The sequence below is a fragment of the Pseudomonas sp. GW822-FHT02D10 genome (assembly GCF_058802345.1).
Genome location: NZ_JBXAOB010000005.1, coordinates 209,088 through 233,862 on the forward strand (window position 1 = coordinate 209,088; position 24,775 = coordinate 233,862).

Genomic DNA, 24,775 nt, shown 5'->3' on the forward strand with positions numbered 1-24,775 from the left:
ATTCCAATCGAACAGGCGCGGATGAACCGCCCCAGTACCTAAATTCAGATTAGGTTCCTGGGTATTCTGCAATGATCTGATCGGTGCCAGCTTTAGTCAGGCCGACAATCTGATAGGCGTCGTGCTTTCCATCGACTTCCATCCCTGGCGAGCCTGCTGGCATACCGGGCGCTGCGATTCCGACCAGGTCATCGCGCTTGCTCATTGCAATTATTTGCTCGGCAGGTATGTGGCCCTCAACAAACTTCCCGTTGATCACCGCGGTGTGGCACGACGAGAGTCGTGGAACAACACCGAGGTCCTGTTTAACCTCGCTCATGTTGGTTTCTACATGGTCAATGACGGTGAAACCGTTGGCCTCAAGGTGCTGAATCCACTTCTTGCAGCACCCGCAGTTTGCATCTCGATGAACATCGATGGTCAGGGCCTGAGCTGCGTGAGCAGTTGAACCAATGAACAGTGCCGCGAATGTCGCGATGCGTAATGCTCGCGGGCGGAAGTTACTTTGCATGGATATTTTCCTTGGTCTCGGCAGCGGTGTGAACCTTCGGCGAAGCAACAGAAGTCTCACCTGAGGTTTCGGCACTCACTGCATGGGCGTGCGTGATGTTGATGGTGTTGCTCAGGCAAATGCCTCAGAACCACATCCGAATACCGGCTACAAATCGAGCCTCATTGGTCTTTTGACCTTCGTCTTCGGCCAGGTCGGCGGTCTTACCGTAGGAGCGATTCCAGGTCACCCCGATATAGGGGGCAAACTCACGGACAATTTCATAGCGCAAACGCAAGCCCACTTCGGTATTCGCCAAGCCCGAGCCAATGCCGCGCTGAGGGTCGTTTTTCCCGTAGAGATTCGCCTCAGCGGTCGGCTGCAAGATCAGGCGATTGGTGAGCAGAATGTCGTAGTCACCCTCGAACCGAGCGGCAGTCTGGCCGTTCTCACCGATGTAAGCAGTCGCTTCGGTTTCGAAGTTGTAAAGGGCCATCCCCTGAATACCAAGAGCCCCCCATGTCTGCGGTGATCCGGGTTTGAAGTCTTGGCGTACACCGGTGACGACATCCCACCATGGACCGATCGAGTGCCCCCAAAGAGCTTGGAGTTCGGCGCTCTCGGTTACGCCGTTGGTACGTTCACCTTCCGAACGCAGCCACAGGCGATCAACGTCGCCACCGATCCATCCCTTTGCATCCCAGCTCAGTGCGCTGCCATTGTCAGCATCCTGGTACTCGAACTTATCAAGCAGGATGAAGGAGTTGAGTTTCTTGTCGTGGACGCCATGACCTGCCACCGGTGGAAAGGCGGCTGCACGATCAGCGTCGGTCAGTACGGGAATGGGGGTGCGACTCGTGGTGGTCGCTCCTGAGTCCATACTCTCCATACCGTCCATTTGGCCCCGGTCCATATTCATCTTGCTGTGATCCATGGTTCCCATCGAACCGTGAACCATCTCTTCAGCGGCGTTGGCCACGGCAAAGAAAGCAGGACTGACGGAGACCGCCAGTGCAATCAGGGCTGGGTGTAAAAGCTTACTGGTCATGATCTCAAGCTGCCTTTTTGGATTTTTGGTCATGACCCATCGACTCATGGTTCATCGTGTTGCGATCCATTGCCCCGTGATCAGGTCTGGACTCGCTCATCAGCGATTTACGATTTAGGTAAGTGCTCATAACCCGTCTCCTTTACTCATCAACCCGTACTTCGCGGAACATGCCCATTTCCATATGGAATAGCAGGTGGCAGTGATAAGCCCAGCGCCCCAGAGCATCGGCGGTGACTCGGTAGCTGCGTTTGGTTCCGGGTGGCATGTCGATCGTGTGTTTGCGTACCATAAATTTGCCATTCTCATCTTCAAGGTCACTCCACATGCCGTGGAGGTGGATGGGGTGAGTCATCATGGTGTCGTTTACCAGCGTGATGCGTAGACGCTCGCCATACTTGAGGCGCAACGGTTCGGCATCGGAGAACTTGATGCCGTTGAACGACCACGAGAATTTCTCCATGTGACCGGTCAGATGCAGCTCAATGGTGCGATTGGGTTCGCGGCCGTCAGGATCCTGGAAGGTACTTTTCAGGTCAGAATATGTGAGCACACGACGGCCATTGTTGCGTAAACCAATGCCAGGATCGTTGAGCTTCGGCGTTGGGCTCATGGCTTGCATGTCAACCAAGGGGTTGTTGGTTTCGGAGGCCGGGTGAGTCTGCATTTCTCCACCCATACCACTCATGCCGGCCATTCCCGACATATCACCATGGTCCATCCCAGCCATTTTGCTGTGATCCATGCCGGCCATGTTGGACATGTCACTGCTGTCCATGCCGGTCGTACCGCCCTGGTCCATACCGGTCATATTGCTGTGGTCCATTCCGGTCATGCCAGACATGTCGCCGCCCATTCCCATGTCATCCATGGTCAAAAGAGGGCGGGGATCGATCGCCGGTACCGGCGCCTTCAACCCTTCGCGTACCGCCAGGGTTCCGCGTGCATAACCGGTTCGATCCATGGATTGGGCGAAGATGGTGTAAGCCTCTTGGCTAGTAGGCTCCACGATCACGTCATAGGTTTCTGCAGTGGCGATGCGGAATTCATCGACGCTGACCGGGTTGACGTGTTGGCCGTCGGCAGCCACAACAGTCATTTTCAAACCCGGGATACGGACGTCGAAATAGCTCATGGCCGAGCCGTTGATGAAGCGCAGGCGCAGCTTCTCACCCGGTTTGAAAATGCCGGTCCAGTTGCCATTGGGGGCCTGGCCATTCATGAGATAGGTGTAAGTGTCCCCACTGACGTCTGCAAGATCGGTGGGGTTCATTTTCATTTCGGCCCACATCTTCCGATCGGCCACCGCCGCGGACCAGCCATGCTTGCTGACATCGTCGATGAAGTCGCCAACGGTACGTTTGTGGTGGTTGTAGTAGTCCGATTGTTTCTTGAGCTTGGCCATGACGTGACCAGGATCTTCATCGGTCCAGTCGGTCAGCATCACCACGTAATCGCGGTGGTATTGAAAAGGCTCAGGCTCTTTCGAGTCAATCACGATTGGACCGTAAACGCCTACCTGTTCTTGTAAACCCGAGTGGCTGTGGTACCAGTACGTACCGTTCTGATGAACCTTGAATGTGTACTCGTACATGCCATCGGGGGCGATGCCATGGAAACTCAAACCAGGTACACCGTCCATGTTGGCCGGCAGGATGATCCCGTGCCAATGGATAGAAGTATCCTGGTCCAGGCGGTTTTTCACCCGCAGTGTGACCGTTTCTCCTTCGCGCCAGCGCAGCAGAGGCCCGGGCAACGTGCCATTGATGGTCATGGCTGTGCGCGGCGAACCGGTGATGTTTACCGGTGTTTCACCAATAAACAGATCAAATTCGTTGCCGCTCAGTACGCTCGGCAGGCCCGGGCTGGTTACTGCCCATACAGGAGTGCGCCACAGGCCAAGGCCGCCAAGAATTCCACCAGCGGCCAGGCCTTTGACGAATGTCCGCCTAGAGGTTTTGGAGTGCATGCCGTTTATGTCCAATCAATCAAAAGGGGAGCTGTGCGATACAACCAGTGAGTTGCTCATACAGGTTGAAGGCACTCTCTCGGGAGTTCGTATTAGTCCCGGATAAGTTTCGCCCGCCGTTGCTAGAGACGAATTGATACGGCAAGCGAGCTCAGAAATTGCCACATTTGAACCACCGCAGCGATTACATTTCTGTCAGCTTGGAATGCACCAAACCATTCAGCAATTCTTGTGGTCCATCTCTTTGGTTTTGCTTTCTGCGACGGGAGGTTGGGTGCCTTGGGTTTGGGCTACTTGGTACGCTTGCATTGAGTTCTGTCTGGCAGCTTCCATGCGTGCGAATACGCGATCACTGCCGCCTTCGGCCATCGCCAGAGAAGAGACAGTCAAGGCAGCGATGATAAGCAAGGTTTTTACAGAGTTCATTTGGGTATCCTTGGATGAGTTTTGTTTACCCCTTTGAATATCAGGATGATGATTCTTGGGGTTGAGCGTTAGGCTCGATACAACTTTAAAACTCGCCCCCTGTCAGAAGCCTTAAGTGAGCATTACCGTTGTGTCAGGTTGCAACTTCCTTCTTGAACATAGGTGTAAGCAGAATGCAGGTGCACGTCATGATGCCCAGCCTGGATGGCTGGGAAGTCCTTATTCAGGGCAAAGAGCCACTCCAAAGCTGACTGAAATGTAATCGCACGGCCTGCATTCATGTGGCATCGTGTAGTCGCACTATAACGCTGGCGTCTTGGCCAAGTTTTCCGTGTTCAGTACGTACCAGAACGTGGAATACGCTGAGTATTCGTCTGTGTTTTTAACAAGAATCAAGAAGCAAAAACTGGATCTTCCCCCCCACCAAACCTCGAACCAACAGCTCATGCTGTGAGGAGTCTTGCATGTCATTCCTTAAAACCACCACCGTAGCTGCTGCACTAACCGCTGGTTTGCTTCTGAGTGCAGTTGCTCAAGCACATCCAAAACTTATTTCCTCCACTCCAGCAGAAAGTTCGGATGCGGCGGCCCCATCGAAAATTGAGCTGCACTTTTCCGAGAACCTCACGACTCAGTTCTCCGGTGCAAAACTGATCATGACCGATATGCCTGGCATGCCGAACTCTCCAATGGGCGTCAAGGCCGGCGTCGCGGGTGGCGGTGATCCGAAAACGATGGTTATTACGCCCGCATCGCCATTGACCACTGGTACTTACAAAGTCGAATGGCGTGCCGTCTCCTCGGACACTCACCCGATTACCGGCAACTTTTCTTTCAAAGTGAAATGATTCATGAGCGACTCAATAACTATCGTGGTTCGCTTTGCTCTTTATTTCGACTTGATGCTGTTATTCGGATTGGCAATTTTTGGCTTGTACAGCCTCAGGGGAAAGGAAAGAGTATCGGGCACGGCCTTGAATTTTGAGTCGCTTCTTTATGGTACTTCTGTTGCAGGTGTAGCCCTGTCCCTTGCCGCCATGTTGTTGCTTGCGAAAGCCATGAGCGGTGTGTCGGGGCTTATGGAGCTGCATCACCATATTTTTCAAATGGTCCTCATGGGGACTGACGTCGGGTTGACCTGGATGGTCCGAATAGCTGCTCTGGTGATGGCAATTATTGGCGTCGCATTGAATAAGCGCCTCCCGACACTCAGCCTCTGGATCGTCACCGCATGTGGAGCCATTGCACTGGCCACCCTGGCGTGGACAGGACATGGTGCTATGGATGAAGGTAGCCGTCGTTATTGGCATTTCATCAGCGATATCTTCCATCTTTTAGCTGCAGGTGGTTGGTTGGGTGCTCTCGCGGCGTTCGCTCTACTGCTGCGTTTGAAATCACTGAAGGGCGAACAAGAGGCGCGAATTCTTGCTCGGGTACTGACTGGATTTGAATCGGCTGGCGCGGTGATCGTAGTGATCCTGAGCATCACCGGTGTAGTGAATTACCTTTTTATCGTAGGTCCAACCCTCGATGAGGTGATGCTGAACACTTATGGGATATTGCTGTTCCTGAAAGTCCTGCTATTTTCCGGAATGATCGTACTGGCCATTCTCAATCGTTTTCATTTAAGCCCGCTATTAGAGCGATCAGTTCGAAATGGAGAGTATTCAGTTGCGGTCAACGCTTTGCGGCGTAGCATGATCTTTGAGTTCTCAATGGCAGTAGTCATAGTGTGTCTTGTCGCTTGGTTAGGTACTTTGAGCCCGGAGATGAGTATGAAATCTGAATAGAGCTAAAAACCGCATGGTAATAGAGAATGCAGTAGCCCATTTTTTTGCTTTTCCTGCCCTTGATCTACCCTTCGAGCAAGTCCAGAGTTGAGTCCATTCCTGCTTCAGGAGCAAAAGAAACCCCTTAGACTTCAATGGGTCGGTCAGAGGGTCTCGTTTCCCGCTCCAAGCATTAAAAAATGGATCACTGAAAAGAGGTCCATTTTTTCGTCAAAAGAAAAGGGCAGTCAGCGCCGCGCTAGAACATTCCTTACCGCCGTCTTTCTCTCCCTGGGGGACTTCAGGCTGCCCGAAAATCTGCTGAGCATCGGGCGGGTTTGTAGAAGCCCATCTTGATGTTCGACCGGAATCCACTCATCAGGTCAGAGTTACAGCTCGTAAAAAGAACCGCAGCCTCCGGGAGCGAATGGGAGCGGTTGTGCAGCAACGCGATACCTTGCCAGCCCTACTGCCAGAATCATGTTGCCGAATTGGAGTGGGCGCTTTCGAGCCCCAACGTTGTGCCACTTGGGCAGGCGAAGAAAATCAGTAGTGAGCAGTCAACTGCATGCGTCTTGATTTACCGCGATAGATCAGAGCCGTATTTATCGCCAGACAGTCTTTAGCCCAGTTCTTAGCGTTGATACAAAGGTCTCCAATGAAGGATCTTTCTCAGCATTTTGCTTATGCCTGCCGATGAAAATCCACTCATCTTCTGCCCAAAAAATTCGAATTGTTTTGGGTGATTTGCAGTCGAATACAACTTGGTAGATTCTCGTTTCTCGCTGCTGGACGACGACGCATCGCTCAAGGCAAACCAACAGTCGTTGCCCTGGCTCCAGGGTCGGAGCATTGAGAGGGAGGCGCTTCTCAATTTCTGTTTTCCGCATGATGACTGTCGTCCTTAAAATTCAGAAAACCGTACGCGTTGAATCAAAAGCAAGTGAGATCCGCTGTTAGGTACTCATCTGGAGCCATTGCGTATGACGCCATATGTGCTCTTCAAGGTGGTAATCATCACGGTCAAGTAAGTCATTTTGGAGCCTGTGCAGACAATCACGTTCAAGGCCCTGAATTGATAGCTCGCTACTTATTGTGAGAGTCCTTTGGTCCACTTATTCTCGATCTGGCCGGCAAATCCTGTTATCGCGGGAAACCGGCCGCATGGTCGTGCGCCTTCAAAGCCATGGCATTGGGCGGACCCACTCGGACCCACGTGGCTCAGGTGCTTCGACAGTCCTGCTCATGACTAGCCTCCAAGGGCTCATATGTGCATAATATTATCATGCAGTGATAATAGAAAGGCAATCTAATCGCCCTTGCTTCAGGCAGGGGCGAGGTCTTTTGATCAATTGCCGAGAGGCAAAGACATGCATGAGAACAGCAATGCGTGAGCGCTTGGAGACCCGTATGAAACGTGAGGACGTAAAAACCAAACACGCTGAAGGCATTCAGTTTGATACCCATTTGATTGCCAACCCGGCCAACACCCAGGAGTGGATCGCCTTCTTTAAAAAGGATGCAGGAAGAAGCTTCTTCCTGGTCAATGACAACGAAGAAATCGAACCCTTTCGGTACCTTGATGATTTGATTCATGAGCTGCGAGAAATTGGTATCAAGGTTGCTGAAATTCATTTTTGAATTCTTTTCCTTGGGGTGTCGTCATGTCCGTCAGAATCGAGCATCTGTCTAGTCAGAGTGAAGATCTATGGTCCGTGTGTATTGGAACCAGGCGCATTCAATTCCGCAATGAGCAGGGTGCAAAAGATTACGCAACAAAGCTAAAAGAGCGTATTGAAGCTCCGCACTCATACCCTCGTGCATTGCCGTTCGCCTACAAGCGCGGTTGCAGTAAGTAATAATGGTTAATGACTTTCTATTAACGCTAAAGTTACGGTAACAAAGCATTGTTTCTTCCGTAGAGTGTTATGGAACTTAGTAAGTTGAATTAATTTTCATGCTGCTGCGTTCCTGTAATTGCACAGCATTCGGCGAATGAGCACCCGCCCAACCAGTCCCTAATGTTCATAATGAGGGTAAAAGTACCACTATGAAGCCTGCACTAATTGCCATGTCACGAACTGCGGGAAAGTTGGCTGCGGAGGTTCTGAGCATGATTGCGCCTCACGTCAGACCCGGTGTTTCGACCAATGAGCTTGATAAGCTCTGCCATGACTATATTGTCAACGTGCAGAAGGCCACTCCAGCCAATATCGGTTATCACGGTTTCCCCAAAACCTTGTGCACCTCCATCAATCATGTCGTATGCCACGGAATCCCGTCAGATAAAGAGCTCTCGGATGGCGATATCCTCAATATTGATGTCGCGGTGCTCAAGGATGGTTGGTTCGGTGATACAAGCCGCATGTATTTTGTCGGCGAGCCAAGCGCAGAGGCTCGTCGGCTGGTGGACACGACCTATGAGGCGATGTGTGCCGGCATTCATGCAGTAGGCCCCGGTGCCACGCTCGGTGATGTCGGTCACGCCATTCAAACCGTGGCGCACCGTGAAGGGTATAGCGTAGTGCGTGACTACTGTGGACATGGCATTGGCATGGTTTACCACGATGAGCCACAGGTCCGTCATTATGGCAACCCTGGTGAAGGTATGAGACTGAAACCGGGCATGATCTTCACAATCGAGCCAATGCTCAATGCTGGAACGCACGGTGTAAGAACGCTGGGGGATGGCTGGACCGTGATCACCAAGGATCTTTCGCTCTCGGCCCAGTGGGAGCATATGGTCTTGGTCACCCGCGATGGCTTTGAGGTGTTGACTGCGTGGCCGGATCAGCCCGTGGAGTATAAGAAGATTTAATCCAGCAGACTGTCCTACTGCTAGGTCAGTGGAGCACGCGTAGAAAGTTGCCAGCTCGTACTGAGCTGGCGACTCGAACGGAGCGCGTGTTTCTTGATTCTCTATTTAGTCACGCAAGTAGGCCACCAAGGCGTCAGCGAAGGACTCAGTTGTACCGGTCCCCCCCATATCCGGTGTCACCTGGTTACGCGAACTTCCCAGAACAGCGCGGATAGCTGTACGAATGCGTGTCCCCTTGTCCACCATGCCCAGGTAATCAAGCATGTCTGCGGCAGCCAACAACAATGCACATGGGTTCGCGATGTTCTTGCCGGCGATGTCCGGTGCCGAGCCGTGGACCGCTTCGAAGATGGCCGCATCGGCGCCGATGTTGGACCCAGGCGCCAGGCCCAATCCCCCCACCAGGCCTGCGCACAAGTCTGAAAGGATGTCGCCAAACAGGTTGGTGGTGACAATGACATCGAATTGATGGGGATTCATTACCAGCTGCATACAGGCGTTATCGACGATCATCTCGTGGAATTCTATTTCCGGATAACCTGCGGCGACCTCACGCGCCACCTCAAGGAACAAACCGGAGCAAGACTTGATGATATTGGCCTTGTGCACCGCGGTCACTTTTTTACGGCCTTTGCTACGAGCCAGCTCGAACGCATACCGCACGATGCGTTCGGAGGCAGTGCGTGTTACACGAATGCTCGCCAGAGCGACTTCGCCGTCCTCCGAAATACTTTGTCCTTCTGGCAGGTACGCCCCTTCGGTATTTTCGCGCACCGTGATGATGTCGATATCTTCGAAGCGCGAACGGGTGCCTGGGAAACTGATCGCTGGTCGGACATTGGCGTAGAGATCGAAGTGGCGGCGAAGGTGGACGTTGATTGAGGAGAAGCCGCGACCAATCGGCGTTGTCAGAGGGCCTTTGAGTGCGACACCATGTTTGGCGATCGTCTTTATGGACGCGGGCGGCATCAGTTGCCCATGCTGCTGCAAGGCCTCCAAACCGGCCTCAACGAAGTCGTACTGAAGATTGCAGTCAAGGGCATCGAGTACGCGTAGCGTCACTTGCATGATCTCAGGTCCGATGCCGTCACCCTTGATGATTGCGATGGTTTTGCTCATGGTCTCTTCCTTAACAGCGCTTTGTCAGCCTGCTGTATTGATTGGGTCATTGAGACTGGCGTCACGAGTCTGCTGATTGGCATTGACTGTCTGACGGCTTTCACCGTGGCAGAGTGCCGTGTTTCATCCTTCGCGCCGTGACTGCGCAGGTCATCGCGGATCAATTGACGAGCGACCTGAGTGGGTGTCAGTTCTCGCGCCGCACAAAACTAGTCAAGGATGCGGCTGTTACGGGCGAGCGCCCGGATCAAGCGTGCAGTCATTTGTTCCATCAATGACGTGCATAATATTAACATGCAATGTTAATCGAATGCGGTGGCAAGGAACGTTTTCATCTTGAGGCGTTAGGGTGTTTGAACGTCTGTGTGTTACATGTTGAGGTGGCTTTTAGGCAGGAATAAAAGAGGACGAGTTGTGGCTCGGATCATTCTTGAAGTCGTACTGCCGAGCCAAAATCGGCGGACTCGCGAATGACCAAAGGCGCCCATAACCATCAGGTCGATATCGTGTTCGGTCTGATAGGACTGTAAGGCGAGTTCCACTCTCCCGCCACGGATCGCAGTCCGAACGTCACACCCGGCGATTTGCAGAATGGCGCTGGCCGCATTGAGTCGTTCCAGATTCTTCGACGTGTTGGCTGCGACCATGACCAGGTGCACGGGCAGCTTTGTGAGAACTGGACTCGCTGCCAGCATTTTCACCCCCTTGTGCGTGTCCTCACTCCCGTCATAAGCAAGCATCAGGCTTCGTGGTGGGTTGAAGGAACAAGGGGTGACCAGGATCGGCTTGTGCAAAGCATGGATGATGGTTTCGAGCTGGTTGAGTCGGGGACAGAACGAGCTTTGTTTTCCCATGACTAGCCAGCGCATGTCAGTTTCCATCTCGAGTAACCGACCCAACAGTTCTCCGTCGCTTTGACGAAGTTCCGGCTGTATTACGCCATCCGCGATGGTTCTTTCTCGAGCGTTTTGCAGCATTATCAAGCCTTGCTTCAACGCCTGCGCATGGCGCTTTTCGTCCAGCGACATAGCTTCTAGCATGTGCGCCAGGCTGCCGGGCCGTATCTCTACGCCAGCGGGGCGGTCTACAACATTCAGGAGGGTTAACGGCAATACAAAGTTGAGACTGGCCCAGGCGGCGTAGTCGCAGACGGCCGGAGATGTAGTTGAACTGTCGATACAGGCCAATATGTGGGTCATCGCAACCCTCATCTCGATGATCTTGAAGAGCCGATCACCACGCGGGCTAAAAACGAAAAATACCCGCTCGGCGAGGGCGCCGCTTTTAGCGTGCCAGCGAGTGGGATCAGTCGCTGGACACTTGGCACGTCATAAATAGAAACGATCAACGTAGTGAAAATCCAGTATAGCAACGCCTGGAAAGCTGCTTGCAGGCAAGCTGTTCACTTTCGCATGACGCGGCGGACAAAAAGCCTGACATCGTCAACGGCAGGCACGATCGCCAGCGTCACCAGAACCATCGCGAGCGGTACCGTTGAGATGTAGCCAACGTGCTTGAACCCAAATGCACCCACCACGCCGCCAAAGAAGAAATTCAACGCGAGCAGTATCAGTATTTTGAGCCGGGTCCGATTGGCGAGAACTTTTGGATGCGTCGATGTGCTGACGGCATTCCAATAAAAGAGTTTTCCAAACTCAATACCGATATCCGTGATGATGCCGGTGATGTGCGTCGTTCGGATTTCGGCTTTGGAAATCTTGGTGATCACAGCGTTTTGTAGCCCCATGATGAAACACAGCAGCATCACGGTGACGGACACGAATAGACCATCCACGGTGGATAGCCGAGCGCCCAGAAAGCCAAAGCAAATGAGCAGAAAGGCTTCAAACAAGAGCGGTACTGCAAACTCACTGTGCAGCCGTCTGCGCCGGGAGTAATTGACCATGATCGCCGAGCATGCAGCCCCAACCAGAAAGGACAACAAGGCCCCGGTACCACTGAGCACAAGGTCGTAGGCCCCCAGCACACTGTTATCTGCCATTGAGGAGACAATGCCCGTCATATGTGAGGTGTACTGATGTACTGCCAGGAAACCACCGGCATTGATTGCCCCCGCTACGAAGGCCAAGGCAAATCCTAGGTGGCGGTTTGCATCTGTGGTGCGTCTTCGCCCGGTGAGGCTCCTAACATATTTGATCGGCATTCATTCACCCCTGTCCCAGGCGTATGAGGAGCAAGAAAGCCAACCGATTATGCACATCAGATATCACTAGGTCCTCGCGATTTAGGCTGGTCTGCTCGTTGAGTGTTAAAGCCGCTGACTGTCGTTTTTTCTGATCGGTGATCAGGATTGCCTGAGATGGCAACTCTGTGTGGTGATTACTTGCTGGGGGAGCAGACGGGGATCCCGAACGCTTCACCCCGCGAACAGCCAAGAGTGGATGATCTTGCAAATGGCGGGCTGTCGATATTCAGAAGGTGCAGCGACTGGATAATCCCAAGTGCGGCAGCTGCCAACCGTGAAAAAGGTCGTACAGCTGCGACACGTCAGCATGATGGACGTCAGCTTAGAGCGGGTAGTGCGCCGGGTAATGCAGCTTCGCAACGCCGGTGTCGATTGCGGCCTTGGCCACTGCGCCGGCTATTGCTCCGAGCAGGCGAGCATCGAGCGCTTTGGGGAGGATGTAATCGCGCCCAAACTCAAGCTTATCGACGTTGAACGCTTGCAGCACTTCCACAGGCGTTGGCTCTTTGGCCAATTGGCGCAGTGCTTCCACCGCCGCAATTTTCATCGCTTCGTTAATCCGGGTTGCCCGAACATCCAACGTCCCTCGGAAGATGAACGGAAAGCCCAGTACGTTATTCACCTGATTCGGGTAATCAGAGCGACCGGTCGCCATGATCAGATCATCACGTGTAGCCATGGCCAGCTCGTAGCTGATTTCAGGATCCGGGTTCGAGCAGGCAAACACGATCGGATTGGGAGCCATTGCTGCCAGCGCTTCTGCCGGAAGGAGATTGGCTCCAGACAGACCGACAAACACATCGGCACCGTTCATGGCTTCCATCAGTGTACGAGGGCCTCCGTCGTTAACGAACTGTGCTTTGTATTGATTGAGGTCTTCCCGTGCGGAGTGGATGACACCGGTGCGGTCGACCATGTACAGATTGCATTTTTGGGCGCCCAGACTAAGCAGCAGGCGCATGCAGGCTGTGGCGGCGGCACCAGCGCCGAGGCAAACAATTCTCGCGTTCTCCAGAGTTTTGCCCTGAATCTCCAGCGCATTGAGCATACCGGCCGCGGTGACGATGGCAGTACCGTGTTGGTCGTCATGGAAAACCGGGATGCTGCATTGTTCGATCAGTGCTTCTTCGATTTCAAAGCACTCAGGGGCTTTGATGTCTTCCAGGTTGATGCCACCAAAGGTGTCAGCAATGCGCACGACTGTGTCGATAAAGGCCTGGGAACTCTCAACATTGACTTCGATATCGATCGAGTCGATGCCGGCAAAACGCTTGAACAGCAACGCTTTGCCTTCCATGACCGGTTTACTGGCCAAGGGACCTAAGTTGCCGAGACCCAGAATGGCCGTACCGTTGGTGATCACGGCCACCAGATTCCCTTTTCCAGTAAAGCGATAGGCGTTCTCCGGGTCCTTCGCGATTTCGCGAACGGGCTCGGCTACGCCTGGGCTGTAGGCCAGTGCGAGTTGGGCAGCGGTGTCGGCAGGCTTGGTCAGCGCGATGCTGATTTTTCCTGGGGTAGGGAATTCGTGGTAATCCAGTGCAGCCTTCTTGAAGTCGGTAGTCATGCGAGCCCCTAATTAGACATTGATTACAATAACATGTTAACACTATTATAATGCAAGGCAATGAGGTCCTGACCCACAGACCAGGGTCAAATTGCCGGCTTGAACGCTGCTGATGAAGGGGTTTGTCAGTCAGCGGACCGTCTCTATTGGCCTTAAGACTTCAGGGCAGGCCTGTATCTGTTGGTCAATAGAGATCCTCCTATGCTTGAACCCGTCTTAGGCCACCTCGTGTGGCCATTTTTTTGCGTGCTCAAATGTCGCCAGCGGAGCCACGCCCTAAGCGCGGCACATTGGGATTCAGAGTTTTCTCATCGCTTCTTGGATTTGATCCGCGTACTTCGACAATTGCGTGAGTTCGTGACCCAGTTGCGTAGAGGCCTCTGCGTGGGTCATTAAGTTCAGATCAGCGTTGATCAGTGGTCTGGGTTGGGAGCGTGGTGAATTCGCGGAAATGTATGCGGTGCGTCGATTCTTTCTTTGAGTGTGGCCGCATAGTCCTTCGCCCCTTGCTCGGTACGAAATTGAATGCTGCGGCTACCGAAACAAACAGACCAAAGCTCTTCGCTTTGACCGGACAAATGCTCAATTTTTACTGACATGGTCAAACTCCCTGAGTGCAACTATCAGAAATGAACTTCGGCGGACTTGATACCCAGCTCGCGAAGCTCATGGATCAGATCATCGAGGTGTCCAAATGACTCAATCTCCTCGTTGTCATTGACCAGAAAATAGCTTCTCCCTGCATCCTTTTTGAAAAGAATGATCCACTCGTGCGTGTTGGCCGGGTTGGCTATCACATGCGTGTCGAAGTGCATGCCTTCACCGTGTTTGGTTTTGACGTCTTCGCGTTTCATGCGGGGTCTCCGAGCATAGGGTTTAGCTCTCTGAGCACTGAATCTACAGCGTCGCAGGTGTCGTACCGAGGCTAGGCCAATTGCTTTTCTATTATCACTACGTGTGAATAGTATGCACATGACACCAGAGCGAGGCTAGTCATGATTGCGATACGAGAAGCTTGGAAAGCGGGCTTGTTAGGGCGCGAGCACTGGCTTCGAAATATCGTCTCAGGGGGCATCGTCGGCGTCGTGGCGCTGCCCTTGGCCATGGTCGTTGTGACGGCATTGCATTCCTATTTTCAATTCGACGGCGTGGCCACGATCGGGAGTGCATTTGGGGGCATTCCTCAAGGGCTTCCCAAAATAGGCCTTCCTGAAATAACGCTGCCGCAGGTCATTGAGTTGATTGGCCCTGCGTTTGCGATCGCGATGCTGGGGGCGATCGAGTCGCTGCTCTCTGCTACTGTTGCCGACGGGATGGCCGGTACCAAACGTGACTCCAATCAGGAGTTAATCGGCCAAGGCATTGCTAACCTGGTCACTCCTCTGTTTGGTGGCTTTGCTGCGACAGGCGCGATCGCTCGAACAGCAACCAACATCCGCAATGGTGGCAACAGTCCAATCGCGGGTTTTGCACACGCCCTCACTTTGATTTTACTGATCTTCTTCTTGGCGCCTTTGGCTTCGGATATCCCGCTGTGTGCATTGGCTGCGATCTTATTCGTGGTCGCTTACAACATGAGCGAACTGAAGCACTTCAAACGCATGGTCGAGCGAGCCCCTAAAGCCGACGTCGCCATACTGCTCATCACCTTCACGCTGACCGTTTTCAGTGATTTAACGATAGCGGTGAACATCGGTGTCATTCTCGCCATGCTGCAATTTATGCGTCGGATGGCATCTTCAGTCGAGGTGCAGCAAATGGTCGAAAAAGAACTGGAGGTTGAGTTGCGGATCAATGGTCATGTTCATCTTCCGCCTGGCGTTTTGGTTTACACCATTGAGGGGCCGCTCTTCTTTGGCGCAGCGTGAAGTTGTGTGAAGCCAACGAGAAAGTCCTCGGCAAGCTCGACAGGGCCGGGATTCTTCAGGCGCTCGGCTCAGAGCATTATCATGCCGACTTCAGTGGCGCGCTGGGCAGTTATGTCGAGATCGACAAGACCCAAGGCTAGAGATGGGGGGCAGTAGGCTAAGAAGGAGCGATGAGCAGGCATTCGTCGTGCCCGCTCATGCGCAGACGAATCACTTACCATTGGCTGCAATTCTGCTTTTGGTCGAGTAGGACACGCCATGCGTCTCCAGGTAGTCCCGAATAAGCTGACGAACGACCTGAGAAGGCGTCAGATCCTGAGACGCACAAAGCTCCTCAAGGGCTTTTTTCTTGACGGGATCAATGAGCACAGTTAATCGTGCAGTCTTATTTTCCATGGAGTTACCGGTACCCTAAAACGATTGATGATAATCAAATTATAATAGGCAGAGGGTTATTTGTCACCGGTAAGGTTCGTTACAGCTAGCTAGATTGACCGTGATCAAAAAGTGGCGACGGTACGTCAACCAGAAACGGGTAAAAGAAGGGATAGATAGACGGTAACCGTCCGGCCAGCATCCACTCCTGACAGCTCTCTAAATTAGCAAAAATAGTGTCCATCTTTTTTTAGTGAACACTATCTTGGATACAGCTCCAGCCCGTCGCGCCGGTCGCCGTCCCAACTTCCCGACAGAGTTCAAGCGCAAAGTCATCGAAGCCACCCACCAGCCTGGCGCCTGGGTGTCGTTGATCGCTTGTGAACACGACGTCAATGCCAACCTGGTCTTTCGTTGGCGGCAGCAATATCAAGAAGGGGTCTTTGGTCCGGTCCATCGGGGTGCAACGCTTTTGCCAGTCCAGCCAATTGCTCAGGCCACTGATCAACGCACTTGAGCGTTACGTCATGAGTGGTCATAAAGTTCACGCCGACGACACACCGATTGGCGTGCTCGCACCGGGCAATGGAAAGACCAAAACGGCTCGCCTATGGACGTACGTTCGGGATGACCGACCTGCCGGTTACTCAGTACCGGCGGCTGTATGGTTTGCCTACTCGCCGGATCGCAAGGGGCAACATCCCCGCATTCATCTCAAGCGTTTCAGCGGGATCTTGCAGGCTGACGGCTACGCCGGTTTTGCTCAACTGTATGCCACAGGCACCATTCAGGAAGCCGCGTGCTGGGCTCATGCCCGCCGCAAGTTTTACGATGTCTACAAAGACCTGGCCTCACCACTGGCCGCCGAGGCACTGCAACGGATTGCCGCGCTGTATGCCATCGAGAGCGAAATTCGAGGGCAGCCGCCAGACGTGCGAAAAGCGGCTAGGCAAAGCCGAGCCAGTTCGCTGCCTGAACAATTACATAGCTGGCTTAACCAGACGTTGACTCAGCTGTCGAAGAAGTCGGCGTTGGGTGGTGCGATCCTCTATGCCCTTAATCGGTGGCAGGCGCTGACGCGCTACTGCGATGACGGCCGGATCGAGATCGACAACAACGCCGCCGAGCGGGCGCTACGCGCCGTCGCTTTGGGGCGTAAGAATTATCTGTTTGTCGGTTCCGATACCGGCGGAGAACGAGCGGCTGCAATTTACAGCCTAGTGGGCTCGGCCAAACTCAACGACCTGAACCCGCAAGCCTATTTGACCTATGTTCTGGAGTGCATCGCCGACCACCCAGTCAACCGGGTGAACGAACTGCTGCTCTGGAACGTTTCTCTCACACTGATAGAACTCTGCGAGGCTGCCTGACCCATGGCCAAAAATGTTCGCTTGTTAAAACCCGAGCCTGAATTGCTGTTACTGCACATTGAATTGAAGTGGGTCGAACCGGCCATCTGGCGCCGCGTGGTGGTGCCCGAAAACATCACCTTGGGCAACATCAGTTTGAAATTGCCGGTGAAAACTACGGCATTCCGGATCCCGATGGGTGGGGGCCGCCCATCAACACGGAAGCCCGCAAGACCCTGATCAAGGCGTTGTCCGGGAAAAAGACGTTTAGCTATCTCTACGACTTTGGCGACGGCTGGGATCATCGGATCAAAGTCGAAAAGAAACTGCCCGCTGGAGTGTGTCCTTAAATGCCGTACTGCATCGACGGTGCCGACGCTTGCCCATCGGAAGATATCGGTGGGGCACCGGGGTATGCCGACTTCCTTGAAGTGATGGCTGACCCCAATAATCAGTGGTTGAAGGACATTAAGGTCTGAGTTTCAAGGGGGTGTAGCTCGGACGGTTACGAAAATAGAGGCTTCGGTCTCTTTTTTCATCCCATGGAAGCGGCTACCCCCTACCCAAGTAGCATTCGTGGCGCCCGGCAGGCTTCGTACACTCAGGCCTCATACCGCGCACCGGGAGGAGGCGAAGATGCAGCAGGCCCAGAATGAGGGTGTTGTCAGTGCAATGTCCCAGGCGACCGATGCCCGGTTGGTGGCCCAGGAACTGGCGCGGCAGCTGTTGCATCCGCACCTGGGGTTCGTGCTGTTTTTCTGCTCTGCCGAATACGATCTGCAGGCACTGGGCGAGGCCCTGGAGCAGAGCTTCGGCGGTATCCGCCTGGTGGGTTGCACCAGCGCCGGGGAAATCACTCCCCTTGGCTACGGCCGCAATTGCGTGACGGCGGTGGGTTTCGATCATCGGCACTTTTCCATCGCCACCGAACGGATCGATGAAATGGAACGCTTCAGCCTGATCGACGCCCAGCAGATGGTCGAGCGGCTGGTCAGCGACTGTCGCAGCAACACCCTGGCGCCGATCAAGGGCAACAGCTTCGCCCTGACCCTGCTCGATGGCCTGTCCAGTCGTGAAGAGATGGTCCTGGCTGCACTGAGTGCGGCGCTGGGAGACATTCCGCATTTTGGCGGCTCGGCCGGCGACGACAACTACCTGACCCACACTCATGTCTATTTCGGCGGTGAATTCCACTGCGGCGCGGCGGTGGTGGTGCTGGTCAATACCTGGCTGGATTTCGAAGTGTTCACCACTCACCACATCCTGCCCCGCGAAGAGAAACTGGTGGTGACCGGCGCCGACAGCGCCCAGCGTCGGGTCTTCGAGCTTAACGCCGAACCCGCCGCCGAAGAGTACGCGCGCCACATCGGTGTGCCGGTGGCCGAACTCGATCACCGGGTATTCGCTGCCCACCCGCTGGCGGTGCGGATCCACGACCAGTATTACGTCCGGGCGATCCAGCAAGTTCATCCGGACCTGAGCCTGAGTTTCTACTGTGCGGTGGAAAACGGCATCGTTCTCACCGTCATGACCCCCGGGCCCATGCTGCCGAATCTGCAACATCTGTTCGACGGTTTGCAGGCGCGTCTCGGCGCGCTGCTGCTGACCATCGGTTGCGATTGTTTTCTCCGGCGTCTGGAGCTGGAAGACCGCGATGGCCTGGAACAGATCGATGCGTTCTTGCGCGAGCAGCGAGTGATGGGTTTCAACACCTACGGAGAACAGTTCAATGGCATGCACATCAACCAGACCTTCACCGGCGTTGCCATTGCCCGGAATCGAACACCTGTCAGCCGTTGAACTACAGCAGCAGGTCACCCGACTGCAGCATGAAAACCGCAAGTTACAGCGCATCAATGACGCGCTGATCGAGCGCATCGAGTCCGGGGTGACTCGGGGCAACGACCCTTACGCGGCGTTTCAGCATTCGGTGGTGCTGGCCGAGCAGGTCCGCGAGCGCACCGATGCGTTGAACCAGGCCATGGCCGAACTCAAGGCCGGCAATCACTTGCTCAGCGAAGCCCGGCTGCGGGCTGAAACCGCTCACCAGTATCTGATCGACGCTATCGAGAGCATCTCCGATGCCTTCGTGCTGTTCGACGAAGACCAACGCATTGTGCTGTTCAACAGCCGGTTCAAGGCGTTCTGGGCCAACAGTCGGGTGCGGATCATCGCCGGCATGCGCCTGGCCGAGGTCAAGCGACTGATGAGCGCCACCGGGCTGTTCAACGAAGAACCTCGGGGCCATGCCGACGAACATCTGCTCTATCGGTTGCAGAGCGGTCGCTGGCTGCAAGTCAGCGAGCGACCGACCCGGGAAGGCGGGCGGGTGATGCTGTTTACCGACATCACCGAGGTCAAGCTCAGCGAAACCGTGCGCCGCGAACAGGCCATCGCGCAGAAATCCCATCTGTTGCAGCGGGCGGTGGACAACCTGTCCCAAGGGGTGGCCATGGTCAGCGCCGAGGGCATTCTGGAGTTGTGGAACCGACGCTTCCTCGAACTCAGCGGCCTGGCGCCGGTGGCCGCCCACCGGCCCTTTGCCGAGGTGATCGGCGACAGCGAATTGCACCTGCTGACCCCGGACAGTCGCGACTCCAACGGGAGGACCATCCACGAGTGCGAGCAGCGTCTCTACGACGGACGGGTACTGGAAATCCGCACCCATCCGCTGCCCACCGGCGGCTTCGTCAACACCTTCACCGACATCACTGAACGCTATCAGCATGCCGAGGCCCTCAGTGAGAGTGAGCGCTGGATTCGTCTGATCACCGACCACGTGCCGGCGCTGATCGCCTATCTGAATGCCGATCTGGTCTACGAGTTCACCAACAAGGTCTATGAAGAGTGGTACTGCTGGCCGCGGGGCGTGATGCTCGGCCAGAGTCTGCGTGAGGTGCACAGCGAACAGCATTATCAGCGGCTGGAGAGCTATGTGGCGCGGGCCTTGGCGGGCGAGAGCGTGACCTTTGAAGTGGCCGAAACCAACATCAATAATCAGGAGCGCTACATGCTGCGCTCCTATGTACCGAATCGCCTGGCCAGCGGCGAGGTGGTGGGGATCTTTGTGCTGATCCGCGACATCACCGAGCGTCGCAGAACCGCGGAGGCGCTGCACCAGGCCTATCAGAACCTGGAGCTGCGGGTGCGCGAGCGCACGGCCGAACTGACTACCCTCAATGACCAGTTGCTGCGCGAGATCGACGAACGCAGCCGGGTTGAATCGCGCTTGCGCGAGGCCAAGCTGGAGGCCGAACAGGCCAACCTGTCGAAAACCAAATTCCTCGCTGCCGTCAGTCACGACCTGCTGCAACCGTTGAACGCGGCGCGGCTGTTCACCAGTGCGCTGCTCGAGCGCCGCGAGCCGGTAGCCAACGCCACACTGGTGCGCAATGTCAGCAATTCCCTGGAGGACGTGGAAAACCTGCTGGGCACACTGGTTGATATTTCCAAACTCGATGCCGGGGTGATCAAGGCTGATATCGCGCCGTTCGCCCTCAGCGAGCTGATGGACAACCTGGCCACCGAGTACGCCCAGGTAGCCCGCAGCGAAGGGCTTGAACTGCACTTCGTGGCCTGTTCGGCGCTGGTGCGTAGCGACATTCAGCTACTGGCGCGGATCCTGCGCAATCTGTTGAGCAATGCCATCCGCTACACCCGCAGCGGCCGGGTGGTGCTGGGCTGCCGACGGCATCACCAACGCCTGTCGATCGAAGTCTGGGACAGCGGCATCGGGATCGCCGAGGAGCGTCTGGAAGAGATTTTCCAGGAATTCAAACGCGGTGATGTGCAGCGCCCGGACCAGGACCGTGGGTTGGGCCTGGGGTTGGCCATCGTCGAGAAGATCTCCGGCATCCTCGGCCACCGGATTCGGGTGCGCTCGTGGCCGGGCAAGGGCTCGATGTTTGCCGTCGAAGTTCCCCTCAGCGCCACCGCGCCCAAGGCACCGCCGAGCCTGGCGATCAGCGAGCCGATGCTCGAACGCCTGCGCGGTGCGCGGGTTTGGGTGCTGGACAACGATGCGGCGATTTGTGCCGGCATGCGCACCTTGCTCGAAGGCTGGGGCTGCCAGGTAGTCACCGCCTTATCGGAAGAAGACCTGGCGCGCCAGGTGGACAATTACCATGCCGAAGCCGACCTGCTGATTGCTGACTACCATCTGGATAACGACTGCAATGGTGTCGATGCCGTGGCGCGGATCAACGCGCGTCGGGCCCTGCCGATACCGGCGATGATGATCACTGCCAACTACAGCAACGAACTCAAGCAACAGATCCGCGAGCGGGGCCACACCCTGATGCACAAGCCGGTGCGGCCGATGAAACTCAAGACCGCGATGAGCCATCTGCTGGGTCGGCCTTGAGGGCTTTCACCACAAAAACCTAGCGCCGCAGATAAGCGCCGAAGTCGATGTCCCCGGCACTGAGGATCGCCTGCACCCGGTTGTGCACGTTGAGCTTGCGCAGGATCGCCGAGACGTGGGCCTTGACTGTGGTTTCGGCGATGTCCAGGGTGTAGGCGATCTGCTTGTTCGACTCGCCCTTGGTCATGCGTTCGAGCACCAGCAGTTGCTTGCGGGTCAGGGCCTGGAGCAGTTCGGGAGGAAAGCTCGGGGTTTCGCTCATGCGTCGAGTGGAGCCGCTTTTTTGCGTGCGGATGATGTCCGGCGGCAGGTAGACGTTGCCGTTGAGGATCTGCTCGATCGCCTCGGTCATTTGCGCGCGCGGCGAAGACTTGGTGATAAAGCCCACGGCGCCATAGGTAATGGCTTGCAGCACCACTTGCTTGTCCTGCTCGGCAGAGACGATCACCACCGGAATGGTCGGCGCCTCGTTGCGCAGATTGATCAGGCCATTGAGGCCATGCATGCCGGGCATGTTCAAATCCAGCAGGATCAGGTCCAGGTCGTCGTGCTGCTGGGTCAGCGTCAGGGCGCTGTCCAGATCGGCGGTCTCCATCACCTCGCTGCCCGGAAAGCCGTCGCTGATAACGTTGTGAATGGCTTCGCGAAACAGTGGGTGATCGTCGGCAATCAGAATTTTATACATGGCCTTTCACCTCGTTATTGTGATTAGGGTGGGGCAAGGGTTCTCAGGCTGTGGCGTCAGGGAAAGGGGCTGCCGGAACGCAAGGCACTCGGCACAGGCTCTCATCCTGTTTGTCATGGACCCATTACATGCCAGGGACGGTGCTTTGTGAATGCGACCATAGATAGGAAAACCAATACTAAAGTAGGTCGAGGTGGTTCGTTATCCTGCTTTGCGTAACGCCGCATGCTGGGGATTGAAGGTCAGCACCGCAAGCGAGCTGAACAGCAGGGTCAGCCCCAGGCACACCGCCAATGCCAGCGGATTGAGGCGTTCGTACAGGGCAAAACGCACCAACTCCACCGCGTGGGTGAACGGGTTCAGGGCGCAGAGCCAGTATAGCCACTGACTGGCCTCGAGCATCTTCCACAACGGATACAGGGCCGATGACAGGAAGAACAGCGGGAAGATCACGAAATTCATCACCCCGGCAAAGTTCTCCAGCTGGCGGATCGCGTTGGACAGCAGCAGCCCCAGGGCGCTGAGCATCAGGGCCACCAGCAGCAACACCGGTAACGCCAGCAGCAGTCCCGCCGCCGGTGGTTGCACGCCATACAGCCAGGCGATGGCGAGGAAAGCATAAACCTGCAACAGGGAAATCAACGAGGTGGCCAATAGTTTGCTGCCCAGCAGAAAGGCTCGCGGCAGAGGGCTGGTCAGCAGCACCCGCATGCTGCCCATCTCCCGGTCGTAGACCATCGACAGCGAGCCCTGCATGCCATTGAACAGCAGGATCATGCAGGCCAGACCCGGGATGATGTACACCTCATAGGGAATGTAGGTGTCGTAGGGTTCGATAATCGCGATACCCAGGGCGGCGCGAAACCCTGCGGCGAACACCAGCAGCCACAATAGCGGGCGCACCAGGGCGCTGAGAAAGCGCGTGCGTTGCAACACGAAGCGCAGCCATTCGCGCAGCACGATACCGCTGAAACACCGCCAGTATGCGTTCATCGGGTGCTGACTCCTGTAGTGGCCGAAATGCCGGGTGAAGGGGTGAGGCGGGCGAAAGCGGCGTTGAGGTCGCCGCCGTGCTCCAGGCTCAGCGCGGCCGCCTGTCCGCTGGCGACCAGCCGGCCCTGATGGAGGATCAACAGGTCATCGTCGGGGAGCACTTCGTCCAGCAGGTGGGTGGTCCAGAGCGCACTGATCTGTTGCTCGTGACACAGCGTGCGAATGTGCCGATTAAGCGCCAGGCGGCTGGCCGGGTCGAGGCCGGCACTGGCTTCATCCAGTAGCAACAAGCGCGGTTCGTGGAGCAGGGCGCGGGCAATTTCCACTCGCCGGCGATGCCCGCCATTGAGTTCGCGAACCCGTTCGTGCCGCCGCTCGGTCAGGCCCTGGCGCGCCAGTTCGGCATCGACCCGCCGTTGGCTCTGGCATCGCGACAAACCCTGTAACGCGGCGTGATAGCGCAGGTTCTGTTCAATGCTCAGGTCCAGATCCAGAGTGCTTTGCTGGAACACCACCCCCAATTGGCGCAAGGCCGGGCGCGCGGCGTTGCGCAAAGAGCAGCCGCCGACTCGAATATCGCCGCGTTGCAGGTCATAGAGCCGGGTGAGCAGGGCGATCAGCGTTGACTTGCCCGCGCCGTTGGGCCCCAGCAGCGCCGCGAAACGCCCGGGCGCCAGGCTGAAACTGACCTGTTTCAGCGCCTCTCGCGGGCCGTAGGCGAAGCTCACTTCGCAGACATCGAGCGCGTTCATGGCGTCACCACCACGCCCCATGGGTAGCGTCCGACCTTCACCGATTTGATGACCTTCAGGCTGTTCACATCGATCACCGAGACATCACCGCTGACCCCGTTGGTGGCCAGCAACTGGCGCTGGTCCGGGGTAAACGACATCTGCCAGACGCGTCGCCCCACCAACAAGTAGTCGAGGATCTCGAAGGTTTTTGCATCGATGACCGCCACATGGTTGGCCGGGCCAAGTGCGACGAAGGCGTACTTGCCATCGGCGCTGAGCTTGACGCCGACCGGTTGCACCTTGTCCGGGTGCACGCCCTTGATCTGGAACTTCAGCGTCTTGAGGATCTTGCGTGTCGCCACGTCGAGAATGGTCACCGTGCCGCCGATCTCGGCGGAAGCCCAGAGTTGCGAACCGTCCTGATTGAACTCGACGAAACGCGGCCGCTGATCCACCAGGGTGCTGTCGGTCAGGGTCTGGGTGCTGGTGTCGATCCAGTGCAGCATGTTGGTGGTTTCACTGGTGTTGACCGCCCACTTGCCGTCGGGGCTGACCGCCATGCCTTCGGGTTCGACGCCAACATTGACCTGGCCCAGGACCTTGGCGGTTTCAGTGTCGATCACCGTCACCAGTGCATCGTCCTCGTTGGAGACGTACAACCAGCGGTTGTTGGGGTGCAGGGCGAATTGCTCCGGGTCCTTGCCCGAGGGCAGCTCCTTGATGATCTTGCGGGTGGCCACATCCATCACCTGGACCCGGTCCGAGTCGCTGGCGCAGATGTACAGCAATTTGTTGTCGTGGGACAGCAACAGTCCGCGCGGGCGCTGGCCCACGGGCAGGGTCTCGGTGACTTGCAGGGTCTGCATGTCGATCAGGCTCAGGCTGTTGTCTTTCTCGTTGGAGACCCAGGCGGTACTCGCCATGGCTTGCCCGGCGGCGAGCAGGAGGGCGCAAGTGGGCAGGGTGCGGCGCATGGCGGATTCCTTATTGTTGTGG

General features: G+C 55.8%; 22 protein-coding genes and 3 pseudogenes. 10 read left to right on the plus strand and 15 right to left on the minus strand.

Annotation, left to right across the window (positions count from 1 at the left end; genetic code table 11):
• Positions 1-49 precede the first annotated feature (49 nt).
• The 4 genes from AC1RPZ_RS10675 to AC1RPZ_RS10690 all read right to left on the minus strand — a co-directional run bounded on the left by AC1RPZ_RS10675 (position 50) and on the right by AC1RPZ_RS10690 (position 3,933).
• On the minus strand, positions 50-511 hold the full coding sequence (locus AC1RPZ_RS10675; protein ID WP_493136999.1) for a DUF411 domain-containing protein: 462 nt from the start codon (positions 509-511) through the stop codon (positions 50-52).
• Positions 512-635: 124 nt separating this feature from the next.
• A complete protein-coding gene (locus AC1RPZ_RS10680) occupies positions 636-1,571 on the minus strand; it encodes a copper resistance protein B (RefSeq protein WP_493137000.1) in 936 nt (311 codons plus the stop codon).
• 109 nt (positions 1,572-1,680) lie between these two features.
• Positions 1,681-3,507: a copper resistance system multicopper oxidase gene (locus tag AC1RPZ_RS10685; protein WP_493137001.1), complete on the minus strand. Its 1,827-nt coding sequence runs from the start codon at positions 3,505-3,507 to the stop codon at positions 1,681-1,683.
• A 219-nt stretch (positions 3,508-3,726) separates the two neighbouring features.
• Positions 3,727-3,933: a co-regulatory protein PtrA N-terminal domain-containing protein gene (locus AC1RPZ_RS10690; RefSeq protein WP_493064072.1), complete on the minus strand. Its 207-nt coding sequence runs from the start codon at positions 3,931-3,933 to the stop codon at positions 3,727-3,729.
• Between the two features lie 464 nt (positions 3,934-4,397).
• Here AC1RPZ_RS10690 and copC point away from each other — a divergent pair, with 464 nt between their 5' ends.
• From copC to map, 4 genes are all read left to right on the plus strand, one after another.
• Positions 4,398-4,781, plus strand: coding sequence for a copper homeostasis periplasmic binding protein CopC (gene copC, locus AC1RPZ_RS10695; RefSeq protein ID WP_493137002.1), 384 nt, complete (start codon positions 4,398-4,400; stop codon positions 4,779-4,781).
• Positions 4,782-4,784: 3 nt separating this feature from the next.
• A complete protein-coding gene (gene copD / locus AC1RPZ_RS10700; RefSeq protein WP_493137003.1) occupies positions 4,785-5,723 on the plus strand; it encodes a copper homeostasis membrane protein CopD in 939 nt (312 codons plus the stop codon).
• A gap of 1,389 nt (positions 5,724-7,112) precedes the next feature.
• Positions 7,113-7,343 carry a hypothetical protein gene (locus tag AC1RPZ_RS10705; RefSeq protein WP_150641276.1) on the plus strand — a complete coding sequence of 77 codons (231 nt, stop codon included), beginning with the start codon at positions 7,113-7,115 and terminating at the stop codon, positions 7,341-7,343.
• Positions 7,344-7,752: 409 nt separating this feature from the next.
• Positions 7,753-8,520, plus strand: coding sequence for a type I methionyl aminopeptidase (gene map, locus AC1RPZ_RS10710; RefSeq protein ID WP_493137004.1), 768 nt, complete (start codon positions 7,753-7,755; stop codon positions 8,518-8,520).
• Positions 8,521-8,625: 105 nt separating this feature from the next.
• On the opposite strand, the gene AC1RPZ_RS10715 is transcribed toward map, so the two are convergent.
• The 6 genes from AC1RPZ_RS10715 to AC1RPZ_RS10740 all read right to left on the minus strand — a co-directional run bounded on the left by AC1RPZ_RS10715 (position 8,626) and on the right by AC1RPZ_RS10740 (position 14,266).
• Positions 8,626-9,639 (minus strand): isocitrate dehydrogenase, encoded by a 1,014-nt coding sequence (locus AC1RPZ_RS10715; RefSeq protein WP_493137005.1) that lies wholly within the window; start codon positions 9,637-9,639, stop codon positions 8,626-8,628.
• 368 nt (positions 9,640-10,007) lie between these two features.
• On the minus strand, positions 10,008-10,838 hold the full coding sequence (locus AC1RPZ_RS10720) for a universal stress protein (protein ID WP_493137006.1): 831 nt from the start codon (positions 10,836-10,838) through the stop codon (positions 10,008-10,010).
• Between the two features lie 203 nt (positions 10,839-11,041).
• The gene (locus AC1RPZ_RS10725) at positions 11,042-11,803 is read right to left on the minus strand and encodes a YoaK family protein (protein WP_493137007.1); all 762 of its coding nucleotides are present in this window, start codon (positions 11,801-11,803) and stop codon (positions 11,042-11,044) included.
• 364 nt (positions 11,804-12,167) lie between these two features.
• Entirely contained in the window at positions 12,168-13,412 is a 1,245-nt protein-coding gene (locus tag AC1RPZ_RS10730; protein WP_493137008.1) for a malic enzyme-like NAD(P)-binding protein, read from the minus strand.
• Positions 13,413-13,825: 413 nt separating this feature from the next.
• Positions 13,826-14,011: a hypothetical protein gene (locus AC1RPZ_RS10735; RefSeq protein WP_493137009.1), complete on the minus strand. Its 186-nt coding sequence runs from the start codon at positions 14,009-14,011 to the stop codon at positions 13,826-13,828.
• 24 nt (positions 14,012-14,035) lie between these two features.
• Positions 14,036-14,266, minus strand: a complete 231-nt coding sequence (locus tag AC1RPZ_RS10740) for a hypothetical protein (protein WP_493137010.1) — start codon at positions 14,264-14,266, stop codon at positions 14,036-14,038.
• Between the two features lie 243 nt (positions 14,267-14,509).
• Here AC1RPZ_RS10740 and AC1RPZ_RS10745 point away from each other — a divergent pair.
• Positions 14,510-15,420 (plus strand): annotated as a pseudogene (locus AC1RPZ_RS10745) (SulP family inorganic anion transporter); the annotation flags it as partial.
• 70 nt (positions 15,421-15,490) lie between these two features.
• Here the strand turns inward: AC1RPZ_RS10745 and AC1RPZ_RS10750 are convergent.
• On the minus strand, positions 15,491-15,676 hold the full coding sequence (locus AC1RPZ_RS10750; protein ID WP_077185744.1) for a ribbon-helix-helix protein, CopG family: 186 nt from the start codon (positions 15,674-15,676) through the stop codon (positions 15,491-15,493).
• Between the two features lie 232 nt (positions 15,677-15,908).
• Here AC1RPZ_RS10750 and AC1RPZ_RS10755 point away from each other — a divergent pair, with 232 nt between their 5' ends.
• From AC1RPZ_RS10755 to nahK, 5 genes and pseudogenes are all read left to right on the plus strand, one after another.
• A complete protein-coding gene (locus tag AC1RPZ_RS10755; protein ID WP_493137011.1) occupies positions 15,909-16,172 on the plus strand; it encodes a transposase in 264 nt (87 codons plus the stop codon).
• Positions 16,132-17,025 (plus strand): annotated as a pseudogene (gene tnpC, locus AC1RPZ_RS10760) (IS66 family transposase); the annotation flags it as partial. The gene AC1RPZ_RS10755 and the pseudogene tnpC, both read left to right, overlap by 41 nt.
• Positions 17,026-17,028: 3 nt before the next feature.
• A pseudogene (locus AC1RPZ_RS10765) lies at positions 17,029-17,483 on the plus strand (plasmid pRiA4b ORF-3 family protein).
• Positions 17,484-17,640: 157 nt separating this feature from the next.
• The gene (gene nosP / locus AC1RPZ_RS10770) at positions 17,641-18,804 is read left to right on the plus strand and encodes a nitric oxide-sensing protein NosP (protein ID WP_493137012.1); all 1,164 of its coding nucleotides are present in this window, start codon (positions 17,641-17,643) and stop codon (positions 18,802-18,804) included.
• Positions 18,734-21,367: a hybrid sensor histidine kinase/response regulator NahK/ErcS' gene (gene nahK, locus AC1RPZ_RS10775; RefSeq protein ID WP_493137013.1), complete on the plus strand. Its 2,634-nt coding sequence runs from the start codon at positions 18,734-18,736 to the stop codon at positions 21,365-21,367. Before nosP ends, nahK begins: the two co-directional genes overlap by 71 nt.
• A gap of 19 nt (positions 21,368-21,386) precedes the next feature.
• Here nahK and AC1RPZ_RS10780 read toward each other — a convergent pair whose 3' ends face one another.
• From AC1RPZ_RS10780 to AC1RPZ_RS10795, 4 genes are all read right to left on the minus strand, one after another.
• Positions 21,387-22,052: a response regulator gene (locus AC1RPZ_RS10780; RefSeq protein WP_493137014.1), complete on the minus strand. Its 666-nt coding sequence runs from the start codon at positions 22,050-22,052 to the stop codon at positions 21,387-21,389.
• A gap of 201 nt (positions 22,053-22,253) precedes the next feature.
• On the minus strand, positions 22,254-23,045 hold the full coding sequence (locus tag AC1RPZ_RS10785) for an ABC transporter permease (RefSeq protein ID WP_493137015.1): 792 nt from the start codon (positions 23,043-23,045) through the stop codon (positions 22,254-22,256).
• Positions 23,042-23,797, minus strand: coding sequence for an ABC transporter ATP-binding protein (locus AC1RPZ_RS10790; RefSeq protein ID WP_493137016.1), 756 nt, complete (start codon positions 23,795-23,797; stop codon positions 23,042-23,044). Before AC1RPZ_RS10790 ends, AC1RPZ_RS10785 begins: the two co-directional genes overlap by 4 nt.
• The gene (locus AC1RPZ_RS10795; protein ID WP_493137017.1) at positions 23,794-24,753 is read right to left on the minus strand and encodes a YVTN family beta-propeller repeat protein; all 960 of its coding nucleotides are present in this window, start codon (positions 24,751-24,753) and stop codon (positions 23,794-23,796) included. Before AC1RPZ_RS10795 ends, AC1RPZ_RS10790 begins: the two co-directional genes overlap by 4 nt.
• Positions 24,754-24,775 lie beyond the last annotated feature (22 nt).

Bases quoted from the DNA above. Each gene is read 5' to 3' on its own strand.
- AC1RPZ_RS10675 (WP_493136999.1), bottom strand. From the start codon at position 511: ATGCAAAGTAACTTCCGCCCGCGAGCATTACGCATCGCGACATTCGCG.
- AC1RPZ_RS10680 (WP_493137000.1), bottom strand. From the start codon at position 1,571: ATGACCAAAAATCCAAAAAGGCAGCTTGAGATCATGACCAGTAAGCTT.
- AC1RPZ_RS10685 (WP_493137001.1), bottom strand. From the start codon at position 3,507: ATGCACTCCAAAACCTCTAGGCGGACATTCGTCAAAGGCCTGGCCGCT.
- AC1RPZ_RS10690 (WP_493064072.1), bottom strand. From the start codon at position 3,933: ATGAACTCTGTAAAAACCTTGCTTATCATCGCTGCCTTGACTGTCTCT.
- copC (WP_493137002.1), top strand. From the start codon at position 4,398: ATGTCATTCCTTAAAACCACCACCGTAGCTGCTGCACTAACCGCTGGT.
- copD (WP_493137003.1), top strand. From the start codon at position 4,785: ATGAGCGACTCAATAACTATCGTGGTTCGCTTTGCTCTTTATTTCGAC.
- AC1RPZ_RS10705 (WP_150641276.1), top strand. From the start codon at position 7,113: ATGAAACGTGAGGACGTAAAAACCAAACACGCTGAAGGCATTCAGTTT.
- map (WP_493137004.1), top strand. From the start codon at position 7,753: ATGAAGCCTGCACTAATTGCCATGTCACGAACTGCGGGAAAGTTGGCT.
- AC1RPZ_RS10715 (WP_493137005.1), bottom strand. From the start codon at position 9,639: ATGAGCAAAACCATCGCAATCATCAAGGGTGACGGCATCGGACCTGAG.
- AC1RPZ_RS10720 (WP_493137006.1), bottom strand. From the start codon at position 10,838: ATGACCCACATATTGGCCTGTATCGACAGTTCAACTACATCTCCGGCC.
- AC1RPZ_RS10725 (WP_493137007.1), bottom strand. From the start codon at position 11,803: ATGCCGATCAAATATGTTAGGAGCCTCACCGGGCGAAGACGCACCACA.
- AC1RPZ_RS10730 (WP_493137008.1), bottom strand. From the start codon at position 13,412: ATGACTACCGACTTCAAGAAGGCTGCACTGGATTACCACGAATTCCCT.
- AC1RPZ_RS10735 (WP_493137009.1), bottom strand. From the start codon at position 14,011: ATGTCAGTAAAAATTGAGCATTTGTCCGGTCAAAGCGAAGAGCTTTGG.
- AC1RPZ_RS10740 (WP_493137010.1), bottom strand. From the start codon at position 14,266: ATGAAACGCGAAGACGTCAAAACCAAACACGGTGAAGGCATGCACTTC.
- AC1RPZ_RS10750 (WP_077185744.1), bottom strand. From the start codon at position 15,676: ATGGAAAATAAGACTGCACGATTAACTGTGCTCATTGATCCCGTCAAG.
- nosP (WP_493137012.1), top strand. From the start codon at position 17,641: ATGCAGCAGGCCCAGAATGAGGGTGTTGTCAGTGCAATGTCCCAGGCG.
- nahK (WP_493137013.1), top strand. From the start codon at position 18,734: ATGGCATGCACATCAACCAGACCTTCACCGGCGTTGCCATTGCCCGGA.
- AC1RPZ_RS10780 (WP_493137014.1), bottom strand. From the start codon at position 22,052: ATGTATAAAATTCTGATTGCCGACGATCACCCACTGTTTCGCGAAGCC.
- AC1RPZ_RS10785 (WP_493137015.1), bottom strand. From the start codon at position 23,045: ATGAACGCATACTGGCGGTGTTTCAGCGGTATCGTGCTGCGCGAATGG.
- AC1RPZ_RS10790 (WP_493137016.1), bottom strand. From the start codon at position 23,797: ATGAACGCGCTCGATGTCTGCGAAGTGAGCTTCGCCTACGGCCCGCGA.
- AC1RPZ_RS10795 (WP_493137017.1), bottom strand. From the start codon at position 24,753: ATGCGCCGCACCCTGCCCACTTGCGCCCTCCTGCTCGCCGCCGGGCAA.